The organism is Mesorhizobium sp. CO1-1-8, assembly GCF_020164875.1.
Classification (GTDB): domain Bacteria; phylum Pseudomonadota; class Alphaproteobacteria; order Rhizobiales; family Rhizobiaceae; genus Mesorhizobium.
This window is the reverse complement of sequence record NZ_JAIUGZ010000006.1, coordinates 86,416-108,104: the sequence shown is the minus strand read 5'-3', so window position 1 is coordinate 108,104 and position 21,689 is coordinate 86,416. Positions and strand designations below refer to the sequence as shown.

The window sequence follows — 21,689 nt, the reverse complement described above, 5'->3', positions numbered from 1 at the left end:
ATGTTGGACAAACCTGCCTCGGCCCTGCGCCTTCGCGAAAGACTGCTCGATTCCGAGCGGCTGATGGAAGAGACCGGCTGCTATGACGGCATCACCGAACTCACCCTGCGCAACCAGGATCCGCTGAAATTCGAGACCCTGCACACCAAGTTGCGCGCCTATTGCGTCTCGGCACGCGAAATGGCCCGCCGCATCTCGGCCTCGCCCGGCGTGCGCGAGGTCGGCGAAATGGTGGTGGCGATCTACACGCCCGAGGGCGATGCCATCGCGCTCTCCAACGGCATCATGGTGCATGTCCATACGATGAGCCGCTTCATCAAATGGATGATCAAGAACAACTACGAGGAAAACCCTCGCATCCGCGAAGGCGACATCTTCGCCAACAACGATGCCTTCATCGGCACCGTGCAGGTGCCCGACGTCATGGACGTGGTACCGATCTTCCATGAAGGCACGCTGGTCGGCTGGGCCGGTGCTGTCTGCCACGAGCTGGAAGCCGGCGGCATTACCCCAGGCGGCGATGTGTGTCTCGCGCAGGAGCGCTTCACCGAAGGGCTGTTCGTCTGCGCCGAAAAGATCGGCGAGAACGACGAGATCCGCCGCGACTACGTCATCCGCTGCGAGCGCAACCTGCGCATGCCGATCTACTGGGTGCTCGACGAGAAGGCCAAGGTCGCCTCCTGCATAGACATGCGTGAAAGCGTCAAGCAGCTGATCTCCGAGATCGGCCTCGACTACTGGATGAAGGTCTCGAAGGAGTTCATCGAGGAAGGCCGCCGCGCCCAGCTCGCCCGCACCCGCCAGCTTACAGTTCCAGGTATCTATCGTGGCCACACTTTTTACGGCCACGTCACGGCGGGAAAGCCCGGCTTCCAACTGCTCGGCGATCCCGACTGGCTCTACAACATCCCGATCGAGATGGAGATCACCACAGACGGCAAGATCACCATGGACTTCGAGGGCACCCAGCCCTGGGGCTATCATTCGATGAACTGTACGCCGGCCGGCATGGATGGCGGCATGTTCGTCACCTTGACCCAGCACATGAATTTCGAAGGGCTGGTCAATGACGGCGCCTGGATGGCGACCGAGCTGAAATTGCCGCATGGCACCTGGACCAACCCCGACAACGAGATGGTGGCGACCGCCACCTCATGGGCCCTGCTTCTGCCGGCCTATGGCGTCTTCCAGCGACTGCTGTCGCGCAGTTTTGTCGCGCGCGGCTTCGTCGAAGAGGCCTTTGTCGGCCAGATCAACAGCCCGATGATCGAGATGGGTGGCGAAAGCCAATACGGCACGCCGTTCGGCATGGCGCATTTCGAATGCGCCGCCGCCGGCTCCGGCGCGCTCGCCATCAAGGACGGCCTCGACACCGCCTATGTCGGCTGGAACCCGGAATCCGACATGGGCAACATCGAGGTCTGGGAACAGTCGATGCCGATGGTCTATATCGGTCGCTCGATCGTCCCCAATTCCGGCGGCGCCGGCAAATATCGCGGCGGCTGTTCCTTCGTCTCCACCTGGCTGATCAACAAGACCTCGCATCTGCGGCTCCACACCTCTGAGCACTCTTCCAGGGTGTTCGACAATGGCGGCATGTGCGGCGGTTATCCGGCGCCGACATGCCAGAAGCATCGCGCGGTGCGCAATTCAGACATTCACGAACTGGCGGCAAAAGGCGAACCGCTGGCGCATGCGCCGGGCATCGACCCGCATGTCTCCGACTACGAGCGGAACATCGGTGGCGACCATGTCGTGGTCGAGGGCCCCTACATCACCTCACCGCACAAATCCGGCGACATCTTCAGCCATTCCTACAATGGCGGCGGCGGCTATGGCGACGTGCTGGAGCGCGATCCGATCAAGACGGCTTGGGATGTCGAGAACGGCTTTCTCACCCGGCAAGCGGCGGACCAGGTGTTCGGCATTGTGCTGAAGGACGATGAAGACGGTTATCCCATCGCCGATATCGACGCCACGGTCGAGCGCCGCGCCGCCATGCGCAAAGAGCGTCTGGCCAAGGCGGTCCCTGTGGCGGACTGGATCGCCAAGGAGCGTGGCCGCGTCGAAAAGGCCGACTTCGCGCCTGAGGTGAAGAAAATGTACGCCAGCGCAATCAAGCTGTCGTCGCGCTTCACCAGGGAATTCAGCGAGTTCTGGAACGTCGACGCCAGATCGATCTTCATGCCGGGAGCAAAGCCATGACCTCGTACAGCAAGGAAGTCCTAGGCGATCTGGCCGCCGGCAAGCTGCCCTGGCCGCAGACAAGGCGCATCATGAGTGCCTACAAGGATGATGACCGTTTTTTCAAGATGGTTGCCGTCTATCAGGATCGTGTCGCCTGGAAGGACCCGATCCTGCTGCCGGTCTCGGACCATCTGTTCATCTGCCAGAGCGGCGATGAGCGCATTACCCGCTGCGAATGCGGCCACTCCTTCGGCGACTACCGAAAGAACTGGAAGCTCAATGCCGCGATCCATGTGCGCAACACAGAGGAAGCACTGCGCGAAATCTATCCGAACAGCGATCTTCCTGATCCGCAGTGGATGGAAATCCGAGAGTTCATCTGCCCGGAATGCGGGACGCTGCATGAGGTCGAGGCAGCGGCACCCGGTTATCCCATCGTGCATGATTTCGAACCCGACCTCGAAGGCTTTTATCGCGAATGGCTGGGCAGACCGCTTCAGGGGTCCTGAATGCTTGTCGATAGGGCTGTGCCGGTGTGATTGCCAAAACCGGTCAGGCCTGATTGCCTGCCCGGAACGAAGCGGAGATGGTGCGCCATGAACAACCTTTCCGGCCGTAGCGCCATCGTCACCGGTGGGTTCTCGGGCATGGGCTTTGCCATTGCCACGGCTTTGGCTGAAGCCGGCGCCAACGTTGCCGTCGGCTCCTACATCGCGCCGTCCGGCTCCGACAGGTCCGACGCCGCCTACTATCCGGGCGCGGACGAGATCGAGCGCGTGCGTGCGGCTCTTGCCGCCCACGGAACCAGGGTCCACGCCGCTCATCTCGACGTGCGCGACAGCGACGTCACCAATCGGTTCGCGGCTGACGCCGAGGCGTCCATCGGCCCCGCCGACATTCTGGTCAACGCCGCCGGCACCACCACCGAGCAGCCGGTCTGCGGCCATTCCGACGCGCTTTGGGACAAGATCGTCGACACCAACCTGACCGGCGCGTTTCGCGCCACCCGCGCGGTTCTGCCCGGCATGATCGAGCGCGGTTGGGGCCGCATCGTCAATATCGGCTCAACCGCCGCTTCGGTCGGCTGGAAGGATAACCCTGCCTACTGCGCGTCCAAGGCCGGCCTTCTCGGCCTTACACGCTGCGTAGCGCTGGAAGGGGCGGCGCACGGCGTCACGTGCGTCATGATCAGCCCGACCTGGGTCGAGACCGAACTGATGCGCCGCAACGTGGCGCAGGTCGTCGAGCGCGAAGGCAAGGGGCGCACACCAGAGGAAGCGATGGCCGAGATCGCCCGGGGCAACCCGCAGCAGCGCATGCTGCAGCCGCAAGAGATCGCGGCTCTGGCGGTCTTCCTGTGCTCCGATCTGGCCAGGGGCATCACCATGGAGAACATACAGATCACCGGCGGAGCACTTTGGTAGCGTCTCGGACCAGCTGATCTTTCCGCAGATGCCTCGCTGTAAGACAAGGTGACCGGATTTGCCATTGAGCGCCGGGCACAATAGGCTATATTGCACTGCACAATGGAGACGCCGTTATTGCACGTCCATGTTTGCGAAGATTTCGGTCGGCTCATGACTTGCCGGCCCTGGGTCGTGTCGGCGGGACCCTGAGATGAAGATTCCAAAGTCCCTGCTGATCGATCCCGAGAAGAACTCGGTCTATGGCGCCTTTGCCGTAGCGGTTTCGATCTGGGCATTTTCCTATTCGGTCATCTTCGGCCAGATCATGATCCTGGCCTACTATGCGGTCTGGCTTCCGCTCATTCTGGTCGACCATCGGCGGTTTCTGCGGCATCTGTCCGGCGCCTGGCTGCCGCTGCTGTTTGCGGCCTATGTCTGCTTCTCGGTTTTCTGGTCGCAGGCTCCCGGCGTCACCGCAAGGACGTCGGTCCAGTATTTTTCCCATATTGCCTGCGCCTACATAGCTGCTCGCACCGTCAGCGTGCGCACGTTGACCATAGGGGCGCTGATCGGGATATTCGTCGTCCTTCTCTATTCGCTGAAGGTCGGAAACTATTCCGAGGATGTCCTCGACGGCACCGTGAATTTCGTCGGCGCCTTCGCCTCCAAGAATCAGATCGGCTTTGTCGGCTCGCTCGGCATCTATTTCTGCGTTGTCTTCCTTGCCTTCTACAGGCGCGGCCGGCTGAGCTTCATACTGGCGGTGCCCGTCGTGCTGCTGTCGGCTTATGTACTGGTCGCATCGCATTCCGCTACCTCGATGGCCTCGATACCGGCGGTTCTGGCGCTGGTGGCGCTCCTTGCGATGAGCAAACTTCTGTCGCGCCGCTATCGCCGGGTAATCTTCCTGATCGGCGCCGGCATGCTGGTCGTGACGGCCTTCGTCGCCTTGAATCTCGGGCTGATGGACTTCGTACTCGGCCTCTTTGGCAAAGATTCGACGCTCACCGGGCGAACCTATCTGTGGGAGCAAGGCTGGAACACGGTGCAGAAATCGCCGATTCTCGGCGTCGGCTATGCCGCCTATTGGGTCCAGGGCTTCGCCGAAGCCGAGCGGCTGTGGAACGAATTCTATATCACCACCCGCACCGGCTTCCACTTCCACAACACCTATATCGAGGCCCTCGTCGAACTCGGCTTCGTCGGAGCAACGCTGGTGTCGCTGATCATGCTGCGCACGCTCTACGGCCATGTCTCGGCGGTGATCTTCAAGGCATGGCAGGCGGACTCGGTGATCCTTTTCGGCGTGATGGTGCTGCTGCTGATCCGCTCCTTCGTCGAGGTCGAGATACTCAACCCCTACATCATGGGTTCTTTCCTGATGTATTTCAGCTTCTTCAAGCTGACGCGGCTGCCCGTTACCCGCAGGCGGCGGTCGCCGGCGCCGGAGCCGGTTGACGCGGCCGGGGGTGAGGCTGACTGGCCCCGGCATGCCGGACGTCCGGCGCTCGTCGATCGGGCGTGAGCTATCGTCCAGGGACCTGAAGTCGCATCAATACAAATTTCCTGATTGAAGGCTCAAGGAGGCCGGGCGCGAGGCGGCAAATCCATGCCCCTGCGACAGGGTCGCGTGCTCCGAGCGACCAGGACGTTGGACGCGCAGCGGTTACTGTCTAAAAGCCGGAGGCGCCAAAAACGTCCGGAGGGCACTTCCAGTTACGGCGCCCCGAAGCAACCTCAGAACATGCAGATGGGATATCCCGTGACCATCCGCCCCAGAAGGCGGACGAGTGGTTCTGCATTTCTGTAAAATGATGAACCGCTCAGCGCTTGGCGAGGCTACTGGCTAGCCAGTGGCGCCAGCTTGATCTTGATCACATCGCCAGGCAGCACCGGAGTTTCTTCCTTGGCGGCTATTTCGGTGGTCTTGCCATCGAGATTGCGCACCAGTGAATAGAGCAGGGTAGGTTGCTGATCGTTTGTTATAGCGGCCGCCATCGCGGGATCGCTGGCCTGAGCTATCAGGCCTTTTTGCATATTCACCTTCAGCGCGGCTTCGTTCAAGTCGGCTTCGGTCTGCTGCCGGTCAGTGGCGAGACTTGAACTCAAGGTGTTCTGGGCATCGATAGCATCCTGCTTCGCCTTGCTGATCGCCTGCTTGGCGGTGAGGATGGCGGTTTCGTAGTCCAGGATCTTGCCCTGCAGGTCGGCCACGGACTGGCGCGAATCCAGCAGTCGGGCATTGGCGATCAGGCCCTTTTGCGCGAGCGGACCGATGCTGGTGAGTTGCTGCTGCGCCAGGTCGACCTGCTGCTGCTGGTTGACGATCTTCTTCTGCAGCGATTCGATCTCCGACTCCAAGACACCTTTCAGATCGTCGAGCGCCTCGAGTTTCAGCTTCAGCGCCTTTTGGTCAGCCGTCAGGATCGTCATCTCGTCCGCGACGATGGCTGCCAGCCTCGGATCGCCCTCGACCTCCTTGGGCACCTCGAAACTCGCCTTGCCGGCCATATCCGCATCGATGCGGGCGCGCCTGACGATCAGTCGAATCCGCTGGTCGTCGGAGATGTCGAACATGCCCTTGGCGGTGACAAGGTCCTTGCCGAGCTGGGGACCGTAATCGGCGTTGCGCCTGATGCCGCCGGCGACGCTGATCGCCTTCAACACTGTCAGGTCCGGGACATAAGGAAACTGGCCGGGGTTCTGGACTTCGCCCGAAATGTAGAATGGCCGGAACTGCGCCATCTCGACCGAGGCTTCCGGTCGGTCCGACAAAGCGAGCTTTTTCTGCAGCGCCTCGCCGATCGCGGCCGCGATTTCGGACGTGGTCTTGCCGGATGCCGGCAACTCGCCGGCGAACGGCACCGACAGCGTCCCTGATGGACCGACCGTGTACTCGCCATTCACCGCCGACCAGTCACGAAATGTGCCTTCGACGGTCTGCCATTCGGCGACACGGATGGTGAGCTTGTCTTGCGAGCCGAGGCGATAGTCGCCGGCGGCGGCGATGTGCGGGACAACGAGGGCCATGGCAAGGCAGGTGGCCAGCAAGCGCGCCCGCCGCAACCGGCCGGAATCCGGGCCGCTGCGAAAGGCTTCGAACAAATCTGTTTTCAACTCAACGTTCCGATCCGCTATAGCCCCATCGCCCGATGAGCTTGCGTCGATGGCCGATGCCAATGTCTGGGCATTGGCATCGGCCGGTCAGTAAGAACCGCGCGACATCCAGACGGCCGGGACGGTCTTGATGATGATGCGAACGTCCTCGAACAGCGACCAGTTCTCGACATAGTGGCGATCGAAGGCGACGCGGCTGTCATAGGACACATCGTTGCGGCCGCTGACTTGCCACAGGCCAGTCAGGCCCGGGCGGGATTTCAGGTAATAGACGGCGGACGTTCCATAGATCTCCAGCTCGTCGCGCACGACCGGACGAGGGCCGACAAGGCTCATGTCGCCCTGCAGGATGTTGATGATCTGCGGCAGTTCATCGAGGCTGAGTTTCCTCAGCACCGCTCCGACACGGGTGACTCGCGGGTCGTTCTTCAGCTTGCGGGTGGCGATCCATTCCGCGTTGGCGTCCGGGTTGGTGGCGAGATACGTTGCCAGCACCCTGTCGCCGTCCGGAACCATGGTGCGGAACTTCAGACAAGGAAAGATCCGCCCGCCGCGTCCAATTCGCCTGTGGCCGTAGAAAATGGAGCCGCCGTCGGAAAACTTGACGAGCAGCGCTATCATGACAAACAGCGGGCTGAGGGCGATCAAGCCAATCAGTGAACCGGTGATATCGAAGCTGCGCTTGAGCAGGCCGCCGATCGGCGGCGGAAAATCGATGTCAGCCTGCGAAAAGCTCGCGGTGGCCGACTTGGCAACGTCCCTCATGCCGTAAACTCCATGCGTTGAACGAATGGTTCACCACACGATACCAAAAAAATGTTGCAGCGCAACACACAATTTACCACCTCATTGAAATAGTCACGTCATGAATTGACTAAATAATAAGCTTGCCATGCACAAATTTCGGCATATTTAGCACATTTGTGACAATAAATGGGCACGGCCGAAAAAATAGAGGCCTTTGTGCGGCGTTTTTTAGGCGGACCTACCTATCTGCCAAGGCGAGGTGCAAACTAGTGCTTTATCATGCCGTAATGCTTGATGAAAACCACATAAAATACTACTTAATATTGGTCCATTTTACTGAAAACTGCCGGGGAGAGGATATCGGCTTAGCTCCCGTTGCGTGCATTGCAGCATGGCAGAGTCGATTGCAAAAGCTCGATCAAAAATATCCGAAGTTGCCCTTGCCGCCTATTGCTCGCCTTAATAGAATTGCAAATTATACCTGTCACGGTGACGACAGGTGGAAAAGGCCGGAAGCAACCGGTCGAGAGTGGGCGACCTTAACAAGCCCACATGACAAGGGACGGCGCTCGGGTGGGGCAATCGTGATAAATACCCGAGCCGGTTTATGGGCTGTTGGGTATGGCACTTCCAAAATTCATCCTCGGGATGATTTTCGCTCTGGCGATCGTCGTCGGCTGGTCCTGGCTGGGCGGTGCGTCGATAGGCACGATATTGGTGCGCGTCATCATCTGCGCCGTGACCATTCAGGCCGGCTATTTCGTGCTCATCTACACCATGATCTCCAGGAGCGCGCCGACGCCTGCCGACATAGCCCGTGACGCCGAGCGCAAACTGAGCGCACCCGAGGTCGCCGAAGGCGAGAAACTGGGCAGTGCCAGGCGCGGCCTGCATTGATGCAGACTGCTCAAACGTGGCCCCGGTTTGGAGCCAACGGCATGCTTCGAAACAAGAGACTAAGCGCCGCGTGAATCCGTTTCGGCGCGACGCGTCTTGGTCGCCGGCTCACGCCACATCGGCGGGTTCGCTCTCCGACTGTTCCCCCGACAGCATCCTCGACAACCGGCTGCCGGTTTTTTCCTTCAGCCGCTGATATTGGCCGACCTCGACGATACGGCCGTTTTCCACCGCCACCACCCAGTCGGCGAAGGCGATCATCGATGGCCGGTGCGCGATGGTCAGGATCGTCATCGTACCGCGCAATCCGTCGATCGACCTGGCGATCAGCGACTGGTTCTGCCAGTCGAGCGCGCTGGTCGCCTCGTCCAGGATGAGCAACGACGGCTTGCGCAGCAGCGCGCGTGCGAGCGCGATGCGCTGGCGTTCGCCGCCCGAGAGCCGCACGCCGCGATCGCCGACCACCGTATCGAGCCTGAGGTCGAGCCGTTCGACAAACTCGCCGGCGTGCGCCTGATGCAGCGCGGCCCACAGATCGCCATCGCTGGCCCGTGGCGCGGCGAGGCGCAGGTTCGCCGCGATCGTGTCGTGCAGGAGGAACACGTCCTGCGGCACATAGGCCACCTGGTCGCGCCAGCGACGGCGATTGCTGGCATCGATCTCGACGCCGTCGACAAGCATCTTGCCGGTGGTGGGCTCCAGCAGGCCAAGCAGCATGTCGGCGATCGTGCTCTTGCCCGATCCGGACGGGCCGATCAGGGCGGTGACCTTGCCGGCCGGCAGGCCGAAGGTGATGCCGCTCACCACCACCTTGTCGCCAGCATCTCCGTAGGCGAAGGAGACGCCGCGAACATTCAATCCCGTATTGAGCGAGAGTGTCCCGGCGTCGGCGAACTCGGTATGGCCTGGTTCGCGTTCGGCGTCGAAACGTGCCTGCAGGCTGCGCATTGCCGTAAAGGCGGGCAGGTTGATCAGCACTTGCTGGGCTTGCGTCTGCATGTCCATGAAGCGCGGCGCGATACGCATGAAGACCAGGAGCAGGACGACGATCTCGGCCAGCGACAGGTTGAAGCGGACCAAAGCCACATAGATGAACAGGCTCAGGCCCACGACGCTCGCGACCTGGTATACTGCCGTGCCGATGGTGCTGTTGCGCACATAGTCGATGTTGTCGGCCTTCATCCTCTCAAGCGTTGACCGCAGTTGCGCGAAATAGCTGTCCTCGACGTTCAGGCTCTTGGCCACCTTGATGCCGCCGAGAAACTCCGAGACCGTCCGGTACTGATCCTGGCGATTGGCGGTCAGCACACGGCCGAAGGCAGTGGCCCGCGCCCGGAAGGGCCGCAGCGCCACGAACATCAGGGCGCCGATGACGACGGCAAACAGCGTCATGACCGGCGAGATGAACACGGAAACCAGGAGATAGCCGGCCAGAAGAACGGCGATCTGCACCAGCATCAGCAGCGAGAAAGCCGCGCCCTGGACGCGGTCGATGTCGCCGGTCAGGGCATGATCGAGGTCGGAACTGCGCATGCGTGTAAAAACGCCCCAGCGCGCCTTGCCGATGCTTTCGAACAGGTTCATGCGAACGCGATTGATGAAATCGAACAGCAATCTGGCCATGTAGACCGACTTGAAGCGATTGAACGCCGCCTGCGCTGCAACAAGCCCGACCAGCGCGCAAAGCACGGTCGTCAGTTGCAGCGTGCCATCAGGCACCAGCCAGCGCACGAAATCATTGTTGGGCAGCCGAACTGCGAAATCCTGGTCGGCGCGTCCGACCAGATGCAGCAGCGGGACGAGCAGCAGGATGGAAATGCCCTCTGTCAGGCTGCCGAGGATGAGGAAGAACAGCGCCGTCCATGTTCGCCGGCCGCCGATCCGGGCAATGGCGGCGCCGAATGCGGCAAATTCCCGAAACAGCGACAGGCGAAGGATTGGGGGCTTCGACATGGATGCGCTCACGACCGCCGGCTGTCGGCCGACAGATCCTTTTCGATCAGCCCCACGGCTTCGCCGATCCTGTCCAGGCCCGTCGGGACTTCCAGCCGGTACACGCCGGTATGGTTAGCAATCCATGAACATTGCCGAAGATGCGCCGCCGCGAAGTCGTCGGGCAGGGCCGCGCGGCCGAAGCGCATCACATAGGAGAATTTGATGATGGCCGGCAGGGCAGCAATGGCGGGCAAGGGCGTAATGTCAGCCCTTTCGCCGCGCTCGAGGATATAGATCCTGGTCGCCGGCACCTTGTCGCCGGAAAAGCCACCGTTCAGGCGATGCTGCATCTTGTCGATCGCCGGATGCACTTGCGGCCGCACTTCCGCTTCCTCGAGCGAGATCGCCGCCGCGGCGTCGGCCGCCAGCTTGATCTGCGGAAAGCCCGGAACGATTATTGGCTCACTCGGATTGGCCAGGTCCAGCGCCACCACGTCATCGGTAAGCAGTCGATGCCCGGCCCGGATCATCGCACTTGCGGTCGTCGACTTGCCGGCTCCCTTGTCACCCATGAAGATGGCGCTCGTGCCGGCGGCGGCGATGGCGCTGGCATGCAGGACAAGCAGGCCACGCCGATGCAAGAGCAGCGCCATGACCGGGCCGAGCAGCGGAAACGCGAGCAGCGCATCGTCGACGCCGGGCGCCGGTTCGATGTCGATACGGCTGAAACCGGTGATCAGGAACGCGCCCACGGCATGCCAAGCCAGATATTGCCGGTCCGGCTCGAAGCGAAAGTCGGTCGCGGCTTCGGGCGAGGGCTTTGGCAGATCGATCGCGCCGACGGCGATCACGAGGTCCGCCGCCCCCGGCGCCGCCGGCTGCAGTTCGGGCAACGTCACCTCCGACGCGATGGTCAGGCCGTAGGCCCGGTAGTAGCGGCGTTCTCGCTTGGCCCGGCCTTGCGGAAAGGCATCATCATTGCATAGAGCGAGCGGCTCGTTGCGCGGCATCACGTGGGGCTCCCGCCATGCTGGAGTTGCCGCAGCCAGAGCGACAGCGAGGCCGAGCGCCAGACATACTGCACATCCAGGGGGGCTGCCTGATCGGGCTGGCGCAGCAGCCGCGCATAGGCAGCACTCACTTCAGGCAGATTGACGTAAGGCGCGATGCGGTTCGCATCCGAGACCAGCAACTGTTCCAGGAGGTCGCGATGGTTGCGCAGCATGCCGTTGACGAGATTGGCGGTGAAGTCGATCTTGTCGCGCCGCCACTGCACCGCCTCCGGCAATACGCCTTGCATGGCGCGGCGCAGCACATAGCGGCCAAAACCGCGGCTCAGCTTCTCCTCACCCGGCAGTGCCAGGCAGAATTCGACCAGCGGTTTGTCCCAGAAGGGGTAGCGCGGCTCGACGCCGAAATTGGCGGCGGCCTTGTCGAGAACCTCGAAAGCATGCGGGACATAGCCGTTCGACAGGATCCAGCGATGGCTCAAGGCGTCGCTGGCCTGGACGCCGGGCGGCATATAGCCGGCCCGGTGAAACCGGTCGACAAGTTCGGTACGCTTGGCCAGGTCCGGATTGATCAGGTCGCGCCAGCTTCGTGCGCGCGGCACTTGCGCGGGCTTACGGATCTTGTTCAGGGTACGGTTGGCCATATGCCTCAGCTTGGCGATGCGCCAGGCCGGCCCGTAGAGGGTCAGGAACTGGAGATATAGGCCAAGCGTGCTGTCGCCATAGGTGTTGGATGCGCTGCGGACCTCGCGCCACAGATCCATCCATCGGCCGCCATTCGCAAGCTCGTGCAGGTGGCCGTGGCCTTGTGAAACGACCTCGTCGCCGCCGTGGCCGTCCAGCAGCACCTTGATGCCCTTGGCGCCGGCAGTCCGGTAGATGTCGCGGGTGAGCGTCAGTCCCGGCGCCAGGAACGTTCCCTCCTGTTCTTCCAGCACGCGCTCGAATTCGGCGAATGGGGCATAGTTGCCGACCGGGATCAGCGTCGCGTCGACCTTCTGCTGGTCGAGAACGGCATCGATGAAGGGTCGCTCGTCCATCGGCGAGCCCTTTTCGAAAACCAGCGAGAAGGTCGGCAGCTTCGGCTTGCGCGCGGCGGCATTCTGCAGGCCGGCGACACAGGCGATAGACGAGGAATCGAGGCCGCCACTCAGCATTGCCCCGACCGCCGAGGTCCCCCGCATGCGGTTGCGCACCGATTGCGAGAACAGATGGGCGAATTCCTCCGATGCATCCGACCGCAAGGGCCGCGCCGACGGCTCGATCTGCCAGTATCGGCGCACCATCACCTGTTGCGCGGTGACGGTTAAGCTGTGGCGGGCCGGCAGGCTGAATATATCGCTGTAGGGGGTCGACTGCGGGTCGTCGGGAAGCCCGGCCAGGAAGCCGGAGATCTGGCGCTCGCTGACACGTGCGCGGATACCCTCGACGCCCAGGATCGGCCCGATCTCCGATGCAAAGGCAAAACGCCGGTCCGCCGCGTGGTAGTAGAACGGCTTGACGCCAAAATGATCGCGCGCGCAAAACAGCGATTGCCGCTCGTCATCCCAGATGGCGAACGCGAAATCGCCTTGCAGATGCTCCGGACAGGCTTCGCCCCAGCGCAGATAGGCCCGCATCAGCACGATCGCGTCGGCTACCGACTGGTCGCGGATACCGAGCCTGGCCAGCAACTCGTCACGGTTGTCCAGCCGGCAATCGGCAGTGATAGCGAGCCGGCCGCCAGCCATCGTCAAAGGGCCTGGACCGACTTCATCCGATGTGTTGAGCCAGGCGTGGCCAAGGGCGATGCTGGTGTCCAGCCACCATGAACTGCCGTCAGGACCACGATGGCGCATGCGCGCCAGCATTTGCTGAATGTCGGCCGCCGCGACCGCCGGTGCGTGTGCTCCGCGCAGCAGGATTCCGGCGACGCCGCTCATCGGCTGCCGTGGTCGACTAGATGGGCGAAGCCGTCGATCGATCCGCCAAGCACGATATGGTTGTCGCTGACCAGCCAGGCATGCGCTTTCAACTGCTCGCCCGTGCCACGTTCGATGCCGATGCGTATCGTCGATTCATTGCCTTGGCGGGCGAGAATATACTGGCCGGAGAGCGCCTGGGTCAGGCACGTAGCGTAAGGGACGAAACGGGCCGCGGCAGCAACACCCCAGGCGACACGCCGCAGTTCGCCCATTGAAGCGCACTGCCGCGCGTCGAGGCGCGTCACCAGGCTGCGTACACGATTGTAGGACAGCAGCGTCAGCCCCAGCCGAACTGTCGCCACCACCAGCAAGCAATGGCCAAGGAAGATCATTTCCGAGCCACTCAGGGAGAAAATTCTGACCAGCCCGCGCCGGCTTCCCCCGCGCTTGAAGCTTGTTTCCCTCGCGGGTTCCTGCCGCAAAGCTGAGGCCCGCGAAACCAGGACCCGCGAAACCAGGGCCTGCGAAACCAGCGCCTTGTGCTGGACCGGCTTAGACAAGTGCCTCATGATGCCGTCTCGCAAGCCCATTATCGACCAGGCCCTTCAGCAATGCGTCGACATCGGCCTGGCAGCGCGCCGGGTCGACATTGTAGCGCGCAAGCACGGCGCTGCGGATGTCACCGATCGACCGGGGCTCCTGGATCAAATCCCAGATGAAGGCGCCGACGCCATTCAGGCTGTAGTAGACATTGGATTTGAGATTGAGCAGCGCCAAGCCGTCGCCGAACTCGCAAGCCACGGCATCCTTGGTCGCGCTCACACTAACGTGGTCGCCTAAATCGAGGTTAGATAGCTTCCAGTTCATCCCAAAACCTCGCTAACACAACGCTTCGACAGTACCAGGTGGCAGAGGGGAGTCGGAGGTTTTGGCCCCCGACCCGCTTACGTTTCTGAATCCAGAGGCCCAACATGTCACTCTGGAAACGGCTATAGATCTCAGGAGAACGTCAGGTCGCCGATCGGCGTGTGCGCCGGGAACGCTGCGTCGGTCGCCGTGCTGCCGCCCCCGCCCTGGGTGATGGTCTCGATCGAACCATGCACCGTCAGGCTTGGCGTTTCGTATTCATGCTTTTCAACATTCTGTTCCATTTTACTCTCCGATTTAGGACTGGAAACGGCCTGTCGAGTGCCGTCAGCACTTTATGCTGCAATGCAATAGCTGCACGGCAGCATTTATGAGTCAAGACTGTTTTACTTTCTGTTAATCAATTACGGTTGCCAGCGTCACGACATGAGCGGTATGCCTAAAACTTGTCCATTTTTAGCCGGTTCCTTGGGCACGACGGCAATGCCTGTGCCGATTCTTTAAGCACTTGATTTATTTGCTTAAGTCGTTTGCGTTGTGTCTTCTTTAGGTCTCCCTAATGGAAGGAATTTCTATCAGGAAATTCGGCCGGAGATCGGCGAAACCGCCGTGGGAGGGGACATTTAAACCGCGGTTCTCACTCCTTTCCGGCGCCACCTCGATAGGCGCTTTGGTTGCAAAAATTCGCACTCCAAAAAGGAAAGGCTTTACGGCATCGAGGTTTTTGGTGATGCTTGCTTCGCACTTGCACCATAAGGGTCCGCGCGAACCGCTTTGTTGGGAGATTGTGCGCTAAATGGCTTTGCCGGATGGCTCATACGAACGATTGCGCGCCGGCGGCTGTGCCGACGAGGTGGCCTATGTGCAGGCCTGCCTGCGATTGTATTTCGCCGGGCCGCGCGTGGGCGACGTTTCGACGCGCGATCTTGACGGTGAAAAAATTGCCGACATTGCCAGGCTGAATAAGGTCGCCGTCTTTGTCCTCAAGGCCCTTTCGCGCGCACCCGCGCCTCAAAGGCCGTCTGAGCTTTTCCAATGGCTCGACACCTACCGCAGGAAAACGGTTTCGATGAACGCGTCCTGCATCATGGATTCGATGGCGATCCATGACGTGCTGCGCGCCAGCGAGATCGATTTCGTTTTTCTGAAGGGTCCGTTCCAGCAGCAGCTTCTCTACGACGACCATTTTATGAAGCCCTCGGGCGATGTCGACATTCTGGTTTCGCCGCTCGGATTTTTCAGGGCGCGTGATGCCCTTCGCAAGATCGGCTATGAGGTATCAGGCAAGTCGAGCTCCGTCTGGTGGGTCCGCTTCCTCGGCGAACAGCACATGACCCGGGGCGACGGGCCGAGGTCGTCCACCGTCGATCTCCACTACCGCCTCCAGCAGCCCGGCTCGCCAAGCCCGCGCGACGCGGACGGGTTCCTGCGGCGCAAGCGACAGGTCGAAATCGCCGGTGCGACGGTGCCGTTCACCTCGGTGGCCGATACTTTGCTTTTGTCCTGCATCAGCGTCGCCAAGGCCCTTTTCAACCGGGAACCCTGCGCCGGCTACGTCTGTGATATCGGCGCCAGCGCCGGCCGCCTCGACGAGGCGGATCAGCAGCGTTTGCTCGATGCCGCAACCGCGCAAGGTTTGGACGACACGCTGCTGCTTGGCCTGCGCGCCGCCGATGTGTTACTCGGCGGGGCCAGCACGCTGCTGTCGGAGCGTGCGACCAGGATCCTGTCGCGCATCGGCAATGAAGATCTGCTCAGCATGGTCATCGCGCCGTGGCTGCCGTCGCTGCGGTGGCCACAGCGGCGAACGGTGCTTTGGGAACTGTGCGGTCGCGCGCCGGTCCGCTATCTGGCCGAAGCCGGCTGGGCGGCGTCCGCCGATATCAGCCGCCGCATCTTCGAGCGGCCGGGGAGTCGCTGAATGAAGGCAAATTGGATGCCGATGGCAATTCTGTAGTGCATCGAACGAGTACGGGCGAGGGCAAATCGATTTTACCTGTACGAGAGGCAAATCCATGTCGATGACGAAATCCGAGGTCTGCGTGATCATCGCGGCAAAAAACGCCGCAGCGACAATCGCCGTCGCCATCGCATCCGCGTTGCGCGAACCGGAAGTGGCGGAGGTCGTCGTCGTCGACGATGCCTCCACCGACGACACCGCCGATGTCGCACGATCCGCCGATGATGGCAGCGGACGGCTCTCCGTGATGCGCCTCGATGTGAATCGCGGCCCCTCCTTTGCCCGCAACGCAGCCATAGCCGGCTCGAAATCGCCGTTCATCAGCATTCTCGATGCCGACGATTTTTTCCTCGAAGGCCGGTTTCGCAACCTGTTTGCCGGCGCCGATTGGGATTTCGCGGCCGACAACATCATGCTCATCAGGGATGATGCAACGGGCGACGCGACGAAAATCGTCGCGCCGCAATTTGCCGCCGAGCCGGAATTCCTCGATTTCGAGCGCTTCGTCGAAGGCAACATCTCCAGGCGCCGCGTGCAGAGGGGCGAACTGGGCTTTTTGAAGCCGGTGATCAGCCGTGCCTTCCTCGAGCGCCATGGGTTGAGCTACGACGAGAGCCTGCGGCTGGGCGAGGACTATGAACTCTACGCCCGCGCGGTCGCATGCGGGGCGCGGTTCAAGGTCATTCGCTCCTGCGGCTACGGCGCCGTCGTCCGCGCCGATTCCCTGAGCGGCCGCCACAAGACCCAGGACCTGAAGCGTCTGGCCGATGCGGATCTGGCGCTGCTGGCGATCGACAGTCTGCCGGAAGGCTCGAAGGCGGTGCTGCGGCGGCATGAACGGCACGTGCGCGACAAATATCGGCTGCGCAATTTCCTTGACGTCAAGGCCGAGCGGGGGCTGGCATCGGCCGCGGCTTACGCTTTCGCCAGCCTGTCCAACCTCGTCCCCATCGTCCAGGGCGTGGCTTCCGACAAGCTCGAGGCGCTGTTTCGTCGCGTCGGCCTTGTGTCCAGCCAAAAGCCTGTGCCGCCGCTGCGCTTTCTGATGGCTGGAACCAGCATGGGCAAGGAACGCTGAAAGCACGCAAACCATTTCGGTCGGATTTATGAGTTTACGAATTGGGTGGTTGCCTCGCGGCTCCGACGATGGCAGTCTATGTTGCGGTGCAGCATATTGGACGACCAGCCGAACTGGCCCCCGATCGGATTGGTCTGATGTCTCTCCTTCAAAGGAGCAGGACAATGCAAGGTGAGTTTTTGAGCCCCGGCTGCGGGGATCGGCCAGAAGCCCGGCCCATAGGCCGGCGATGACAGGAACCTGAGTTCATGGCCTCGATATTCGGTTTCAGATCAAGGGATCCGGCCCGCGACCGGCAGGCCGATGTTTCACGTCTCGATCGTCTGGCAAAGCTGTTCGAGCAGATTGCGGCCGAGATCGAGGCCGAGAGGGTCGGGCTTGAGAATCGCTACCGGACGACGTCGACCAATGCCGCCTTCCTGGTCGAAGCGATGGAAAACGGCTCTGCTTCCGACAAGCGGTCTTCAGAAGTCAGCGCACTGACACAGTCGATCCTGAATTGCGAGCGCCGCATCGCGGCGCTGTCGCGCCAGGACGGCATGATGAAAGGGCTCCGGCATTCGCTGGATATGGTCTTCGACGAGGATGCCGATTCGGCCTCGGCGGAATTCGCCTGGCCGGCAGGCGCCGGCAGAGGTTGAACGTGAGGCTCGGAACTGTTGCAACAGATTTGATGCAAGGCGGGAAGCAATCGAGAGGGTCACAGGGGAGGTCAAGGTTGGCCCGTTCAGGAGCGGTTCGAACGTCGACTTTGGGTTGGGGACACACAGCGCAAAGGTGAGTTTGATATGAATTCGAATCCGAAACCTACGACAGCAGTTGACGCAGCGCCTCTCGCATATCGGACCGGACAAGCCGCCCGGCGGCTGGGGTCGCTCGGGGCGTTGCTGCTGGCTGCTCTTGGCGGTTTCCTGGTAACCCCTTCCTGCGCCCAGGAGATTCCGTCATCGCCGTCCTTTGTCGATGATTTCAAAAGCTTCGACCGCGCGCGCTGGTATGTTTCCGACGGCTGGAACAACGGCAGCCATCAGAATTGCACCTGGTCGAAAGGTATGGTCGAACTGTCGAATGATGTGCTGTCGCTCGGCTTCGAAAAGCAGACGCTGAAGGATCGCGACTACGTCTGCGGCGAGATCCAGACCAAGCAGCGCTTCGGCTACGGCACCTATGAAGCACGGCTGAAGACCGATACCGGCTCCGGCCTCAACGCGGCGTTCTTCACCTATATCGGTCCCAGCGACAAGCAGCCCTGGGACGAGATCGACTTCGAGGTCCTGACCAAGGATACCTCCAAGGTGCAGGTCAATGCCTATGTCGCGGGCAAGGGCAAGAACGAGAAACTGGTCGACGTGCCGGGAGGCACGGAGAACGCCTTCAATGACTACGCCTTCGTCTGGCAGAAGGACAGCCTGCGATGGTACGTCAACGGCCAACTGGTGAACACGATTACCGACCCGGCGAAGCTGCCCAGCCATGCACAGAAGATATTCTTCAGCTTTTGGGGCAGCGATACGATGGAGGGTTGGATGGGAGCGTTCGCGGATCCGGGCCGCAAGCTTTCCCTGCAGGTCGAGCGGGTCGCCTTCACGGCGCTCGGCGAACCCTGTCAATTTCCGGAATCGCTGGCATGCAGTGTAAAGTAGTTGGGAAGTCGATTTGAACCGGCGGGGCCGAAAACGGTCCGCTGCCTTGCATGGGAATGAAACCGAATGAATTTGACGGTGTTTGGAATTGGCTATGTGGGCCTCGTGCAGGCGGCGGTGCTTGCCGAAGTCGGGCACCAGGTGGTGTGCGTCGACATCGACGCCGCCAAGGTCGAGCGGCTCAACCAGGGCCTGGTTCCCATTTTCGAACCCGGTTTGGAAAACCTCGTCAAGGAGAACCATGCCGCCGGCCGCATCAAGTTCACCACCGATGCCGCCGCCGCTGTCAGGCACGGCGAGATCCAGATGATCGCGGTCGGCACGCCACCGGGCGAGGACGGCTCGGCCGACCTCAAATATGTGCTGGCCGTCGCCGAGACCATCGGCCGCGAAATGGACAAACCCAAGATCGTCGTCGGCAAGTCGACGGTGCCGGTCGGCACCTGCGAAAGGGTGAAGGCCAGGATCGCCGACACGTTGAAGAAAAGAGGCCGCGAGGACCTGGCTTTCGACGTCGCTTCGAATCCGGAATTCCTCAAGGAAGGGTCCGCGGTCGCCGACTGCATGAAGCCGGACCGCATCATCGTCGGCACCGACAGCGAGGACACCGAGGCTGTGATGCGCGAACTCTACGCGCCGTTCAACCGCAACCACGAGAAGATGATCGTGATGGACGTGCGCAGCGCCGAATTCACCAAATATGCCGCCAACTGCATGCTGGCGACCAAGATCAGCTTCATGAACGAGATGGCCAATTTGGCCGAACAACTCGGCGCCGACATCGAGGAGGTCCGCAAGGGCATCGGCAGCGATCCGCGCATCGGCTACCATTTCATCTATCCGGGCCTCGGCTATGGCGGTTCGTGCTTCCCGAAGGATGTGCGGGCACTGATCAAGACCGCCGAAGGCGTCAAGTTCGACGCCAAGCTGCTGCGCGCCGTGGAGGAGCGCAACAACGCACAGAAATCGGTTCTCTTCGACAAGGTCGACCGCTATTTCAAGGGCAACCTCAAAGGCAAGACCTTTGCGCTCTGGGGCCTGGCCTTCAAGCCCAACACCGACGACATGCGTGAGGCGCCGGCGCGCGTCCTGATGGAAGCGCTCTGGAAGGCTGGCGCCAATGTGCAGGCCTATGATCCCGAGGCGATGCAGGAATGCCAGGCTATCTACGGGCTGCGCGACGACCTGCTTCTGTGCGGCACCAAGGAGGCGGCGCTGCGCGGCGCCGATGCGCTGCTGATCGCCACAGAATGGAAGAGCTTTCGCGCGCCGTCCTTCGACGCGGTGAAGGATGCGCTGATCACGCCGGTCATTTTCGACGGCCGCAACCTCTACGACCCCAAGGTCATTGCCCGCCACGGCATCGAATATCACTCGATCGGCAGAATGGCGGCATGAGACCGGGCCCTGGCAGACGGATGCAAGACCGGTCCGCACACGGCCTGCGGGCGCTGGGACTGAGCGCGTATTTCTGTGTGGAGTTGTAGCTGATGGTGCTGGACGTAAAGCCGGAGCAAATCACCAAGAATCATTTCGATCTCGTCGCGATCGGTTCCGGCTTCGGTTCGGCCTTCTTCCTGCATGAGTTCGCCAAGCGCCGAAAGGCGCGCATTCTGGTGCTGGAGTGGGGACGCCACAACACCCATGAATGGCAGCTCGAACAGAACGTCAACACCGACATCGAAGACGAGACCACCTACAAGACCAATTCCGACAAGCCGTGGAACTACACGATCGGACTGGGTGGCGGGACGAACTGCTGGTTCGCGCAGACGCCAAGATTTCATCCCAATGATTTCCGGCTGAAAAGCACCTACGGCATCGGCAATGACTGGCCGATCAGCTATGACGACGTCGAGCCGTTCTATTGCGACGCGGAAGACATCATGTCGATCTCCGGCGATCCCGACATGGCGGCGATGCTGCCCCGCTCGAAGCCGTTTCCGCAACCGCCGCATCGCATGTCGACACCGGACACGATGATGAAGGCGGCGCAGCCCGGCCAGCACTTCGTCATGCCAACCGCGCGGGCTCGCGTGCCGACCGCGCAGCGCACCTCGTGCTGTGCCAATCTGCGTTGCTGGCTGTGCCCGGTCGACGCCAAATTCACCGTCAACAACGGGTTGATGCACGTCTTCGAGCATCCCGACGTCTCGGTCTGCCTCGGTGCGGAAGTGCGCCGGCTCGATCACGTCGGCGGCGCTGTCCGTTCGGTCACGTTCAGCCATGAGGGCAAGGAATACCAGGTCAGCGGCGATCTCTTCATTCTTGGGGCCAATGCCATCCAGAGCGCGGCGATCATGCTGCGATCCGGCCTGGGCGGCAAATTTGTCGGCAGCGGCCTGCATGAATCCTACGGCTGGAATTTCGAGGTCTATCTCGATGGCGTCGACAATTTCGACGGCAGCACCATCACAACCGGTCTGAATTTCGGCCTCTATGACGGTCCTCACCGATCGGAACACGCGGCGGCACTGGTTTATTTCGAAAACCGCTGGCAGCACGGAATGCGTGCCGAAAAGGGGCGGCTGCGCCAGGCGCTGCCGCTTGTCGTGGTCACCGAGAACCTGCTCGACCCAGAGAACTACGTCACGCTGGACGCGGATGAAAATGCCTTCGTCAGCTTCAAGGCGCCATCGGACTATGCGGTGAAGGGCATGGCGCGCGCTCTGGAGAAATTGCCCGACCTTCTGGCGCCGCTGCCGGTCGAAAAGCTCTTCGACCGTGGCATCCGGCCGACCGAATCGCACGTCCAGGGCACGCTGAGGATGGGCATCGGCCCGGCCGATTCTGTGGTCGACAGCGGCATGATCCACCACCAGCTCAGAAACCTGGTCGTCGTCGGCACCAGCACCTATCCGAGTTGCTCCTGCGCCAACCCGAGCCTGACCGCGGCAGCGCTGTCCTTGCGGGCGGCGAGCCGGATCGCGTGAAAGGA

19 protein-coding genes are annotated in these 21,689 nt (G+C 61.6%); 11 read left to right on the top strand and 8 right to left on the bottom strand.

What is annotated here, in order from left to right; all coding sequences use genetic code 11:
• The 4 genes from LB558_RS14230 (at window position 1) to LB558_RS14215 (ending at window position 5,118) form a co-directional block, all read left to right on the top strand.
• Window positions 1-2,205 carry a hydantoinase B/oxoprolinase family protein gene (locus LB558_RS14230; RefSeq protein WP_224698126.1) on the top strand — a complete coding sequence of 735 codons (2,205 nt, stop codon included), beginning with the start codon at window positions 1-3 and terminating at the stop codon, window positions 2,203-2,205.
• A complete protein-coding gene (locus LB558_RS14225; RefSeq protein WP_224698125.1) occupies window positions 2,202-2,696 on the top strand; it encodes an acetone carboxylase subunit gamma in 495 nt (164 codons plus the stop codon). Before LB558_RS14230 ends, LB558_RS14225 begins: the two co-directional genes overlap by 4 nt.
• 87 nt (window positions 2,697-2,783) lie before the next feature.
• A complete protein-coding gene (locus LB558_RS14220; RefSeq protein ID WP_224698124.1) occupies window positions 2,784-3,611 on the top strand; it encodes an SDR family NAD(P)-dependent oxidoreductase in 828 nt (275 codons plus the stop codon).
• 193 nt (window positions 3,612-3,804) lie between these two features.
• Window positions 3,805-5,118 carry an O-antigen ligase family protein gene (locus LB558_RS14215; protein WP_224698123.1) on the top strand — a complete coding sequence of 438 codons (1,314 nt, stop codon included), beginning with the start codon at window positions 3,805-3,807 and terminating at the stop codon, window positions 5,116-5,118.
• A gap of 314 nt (window positions 5,119-5,432) precedes the next feature.
• Here LB558_RS14215 and LB558_RS14210 read toward each other — a convergent pair whose 3' ends face one another.
• The gene (locus LB558_RS14210) at window positions 5,433-6,698 is read right to left on the bottom strand and encodes a polysaccharide biosynthesis/export family protein (RefSeq protein WP_224698374.1); all 1,266 of its coding nucleotides are present in this window, start codon (window positions 6,696-6,698) and stop codon (window positions 5,433-5,435) included.
• 99 nt (window positions 6,699-6,797) lie between these two features.
• Window positions 6,798-7,475, bottom strand: coding sequence for a sugar transferase (locus LB558_RS14205; protein ID WP_224698122.1), 678 nt, complete (start codon window positions 7,473-7,475; stop codon window positions 6,798-6,800).
• Window positions 7,476-8,078: 603 nt separating this feature from the next.
• Here LB558_RS14205 and LB558_RS14200 point away from each other — a divergent pair.
• Window positions 8,079-8,354, top strand: a complete 276-nt coding sequence (locus LB558_RS14200; RefSeq protein WP_224698121.1) for an exopolysaccharide production repressor exox — start codon at window positions 8,079-8,081, stop codon at window positions 8,352-8,354.
• Between the two features lie 108 nt (window positions 8,355-8,462).
• Here LB558_RS14200 and LB558_RS14195 read toward each other — a convergent pair whose 3' ends face one another.
• The 6 genes from LB558_RS14195 to LB558_RS14170 form a co-directional block, all read right to left on the bottom strand.
• Window positions 8,463-10,307: an ABC transporter ATP-binding protein gene (locus LB558_RS14195; RefSeq protein WP_224698120.1), complete on the bottom strand. Its 1,845-nt coding sequence runs from the start codon at window positions 10,305-10,307 to the stop codon at window positions 8,463-8,465.
• Between the two features lie 8 nt (window positions 10,308-10,315).
• Entirely contained in the window at window positions 10,316-11,302 is a 987-nt protein-coding gene (locus LB558_RS14190) for a serine kinase (RefSeq protein WP_224698119.1), read from the bottom strand.
• Window positions 11,299-13,221 carry a lasso peptide isopeptide bond-forming cyclase gene (locus LB558_RS14185; RefSeq protein ID WP_224698118.1) on the bottom strand — a complete coding sequence of 641 codons (1,923 nt, stop codon included), beginning with the start codon at window positions 13,219-13,221 and terminating at the stop codon, window positions 11,299-11,301. The genes LB558_RS14190 and LB558_RS14185 overlap by 4 nt, the downstream gene beginning before the upstream one ends.
• Window positions 13,218-13,772 (bottom strand): lasso peptide biosynthesis B2 protein, encoded by a 555-nt coding sequence (locus LB558_RS14180; RefSeq protein ID WP_224698117.1) that lies wholly within the window; start codon window positions 13,770-13,772, stop codon window positions 13,218-13,220. The genes LB558_RS14185 and LB558_RS14180 overlap by 4 nt, the downstream gene beginning before the upstream one ends.
• Window positions 13,756-14,025: a PqqD family protein gene (locus tag LB558_RS14175; protein WP_224698116.1), complete on the bottom strand. Its 270-nt coding sequence runs from the start codon at window positions 14,023-14,025 to the stop codon at window positions 13,756-13,758. The genes LB558_RS14180 and LB558_RS14175 overlap by 17 nt, the downstream gene beginning before the upstream one ends.
• Before the next feature lie 176 nt (window positions 14,026-14,201).
• Window positions 14,202-14,354 (bottom strand): lasso peptide, encoded by a 153-nt coding sequence (locus LB558_RS14170; protein ID WP_224698115.1) that lies wholly within the window; start codon window positions 14,352-14,354, stop codon window positions 14,202-14,204.
• Between the two features lie 512 nt (window positions 14,355-14,866).
• Here LB558_RS14170 and LB558_RS14165 point away from each other — a divergent pair.
• The 6 genes from LB558_RS14165 (at window position 14,867) to LB558_RS14140 (ending at window position 21,684) form a co-directional block, all read left to right on the top strand.
• Window positions 14,867-15,991 (top strand): nucleotidyltransferase family protein, encoded by a 1,125-nt coding sequence (locus LB558_RS14165; protein WP_224698114.1) that lies wholly within the window; start codon window positions 14,867-14,869, stop codon window positions 15,989-15,991.
• Window positions 15,992-16,085: 94 nt separating this feature from the next.
• Complete coding sequence (locus tag LB558_RS14160) at window positions 16,086-17,108, top strand: glycosyltransferase (protein ID WP_224698113.1); 1,023 nt, start codon at window positions 16,086-16,088, stop codon at window positions 17,106-17,108.
• 248 nt (window positions 17,109-17,356) lie between these two features.
• On the top strand, window positions 17,357-17,749 hold the full coding sequence (locus LB558_RS14155) for a hypothetical protein (RefSeq protein ID WP_224698112.1): 393 nt from the start codon (window positions 17,357-17,359) through the stop codon (window positions 17,747-17,749).
• Between the two features lie 147 nt (window positions 17,750-17,896).
• A complete protein-coding gene (locus tag LB558_RS14150; protein ID WP_224698111.1) occupies window positions 17,897-18,751 on the top strand; it encodes a family 16 glycosylhydrolase in 855 nt (284 codons plus the stop codon).
• Window positions 18,752-18,817: 66 nt separating this feature from the next.
• Window positions 18,818-20,149: a UDP-glucose dehydrogenase family protein gene (locus tag LB558_RS14145; RefSeq protein ID WP_023811592.1), complete on the top strand. Its 1,332-nt coding sequence runs from the start codon at window positions 18,818-18,820 to the stop codon at window positions 20,147-20,149.
• 92 nt (window positions 20,150-20,241) lie between these two features.
• Window positions 20,242-21,684 (top strand): GMC oxidoreductase, encoded by a 1,443-nt coding sequence (locus tag LB558_RS14140; RefSeq protein WP_224698110.1) that lies wholly within the window; start codon window positions 20,242-20,244, stop codon window positions 21,682-21,684.
• The last annotated feature ends 5 nt before the right edge of the window (window positions 21,685-21,689 follow it).

Excerpts from the sequence above, each read along its gene's own strand:
- LB558_RS14230 (WP_224698126.1), top strand. The coding sequence starts at position 1 with ATGTTGGACAAACCTGCCTCGGCCCTGCGCCTTCGCGAAAGACTGCTC.
- LB558_RS14225 (WP_224698125.1), top strand. The coding sequence starts at position 2,202 with ATGACCTCGTACAGCAAGGAAGTCCTAGGCGATCTGGCCGCCGGCAAG.
- LB558_RS14220 (WP_224698124.1), top strand. The coding sequence starts at position 2,784 with ATGAACAACCTTTCCGGCCGTAGCGCCATCGTCACCGGTGGGTTCTCG.
- LB558_RS14215 (WP_224698123.1), top strand. The coding sequence starts at position 3,805 with ATGAAGATTCCAAAGTCCCTGCTGATCGATCCCGAGAAGAACTCGGTC.
- LB558_RS14205 (WP_224698122.1), bottom strand. The coding sequence starts at position 7,475 with ATGAGGGACGTTGCCAAGTCGGCCACCGCGAGCTTTTCGCAGGCTGAC.
- LB558_RS14200 (WP_224698121.1), top strand. The coding sequence starts at position 8,079 with ATGGCACTTCCAAAATTCATCCTCGGGATGATTTTCGCTCTGGCGATC.
- LB558_RS14195 (WP_224698120.1), bottom strand. The coding sequence starts at position 10,307 with ATGTCGAAGCCCCCAATCCTTCGCCTGTCGCTGTTTCGGGAATTTGCC.
- LB558_RS14185 (WP_224698118.1), bottom strand. The coding sequence starts at position 13,221 with ATGAGCGGCGTCGCCGGAATCCTGCTGCGCGGAGCACACGCACCGGCG.
- LB558_RS14180 (WP_224698117.1), bottom strand. The coding sequence starts at position 13,772 with ATGAGGCACTTGTCTAAGCCGGTCCAGCACAAGGCGCTGGTTTCGCAG.
- LB558_RS14170 (WP_224698115.1), bottom strand. The coding sequence starts at position 14,354 with ATGGAACAGAATGTTGAAAAGCATGAATACGAAACGCCAAGCCTGACG.
- LB558_RS14165 (WP_224698114.1), top strand. The coding sequence starts at position 14,867 with ATGGCTTTGCCGGATGGCTCATACGAACGATTGCGCGCCGGCGGCTGT.
- LB558_RS14160 (WP_224698113.1), top strand. The coding sequence starts at position 16,086 with ATGTCGATGACGAAATCCGAGGTCTGCGTGATCATCGCGGCAAAAAAC.
- LB558_RS14155 (WP_224698112.1), top strand. The coding sequence starts at position 17,357 with ATGGCCTCGATATTCGGTTTCAGATCAAGGGATCCGGCCCGCGACCGG.
- LB558_RS14150 (WP_224698111.1), top strand. The coding sequence starts at position 17,897 with ATGAATTCGAATCCGAAACCTACGACAGCAGTTGACGCAGCGCCTCTC.
- LB558_RS14145 (WP_023811592.1), top strand. The coding sequence starts at position 18,818 with ATGAATTTGACGGTGTTTGGAATTGGCTATGTGGGCCTCGTGCAGGCG.
- LB558_RS14140 (WP_224698110.1), top strand. The coding sequence starts at position 20,242 with ATGGTGCTGGACGTAAAGCCGGAGCAAATCACCAAGAATCATTTCGAT.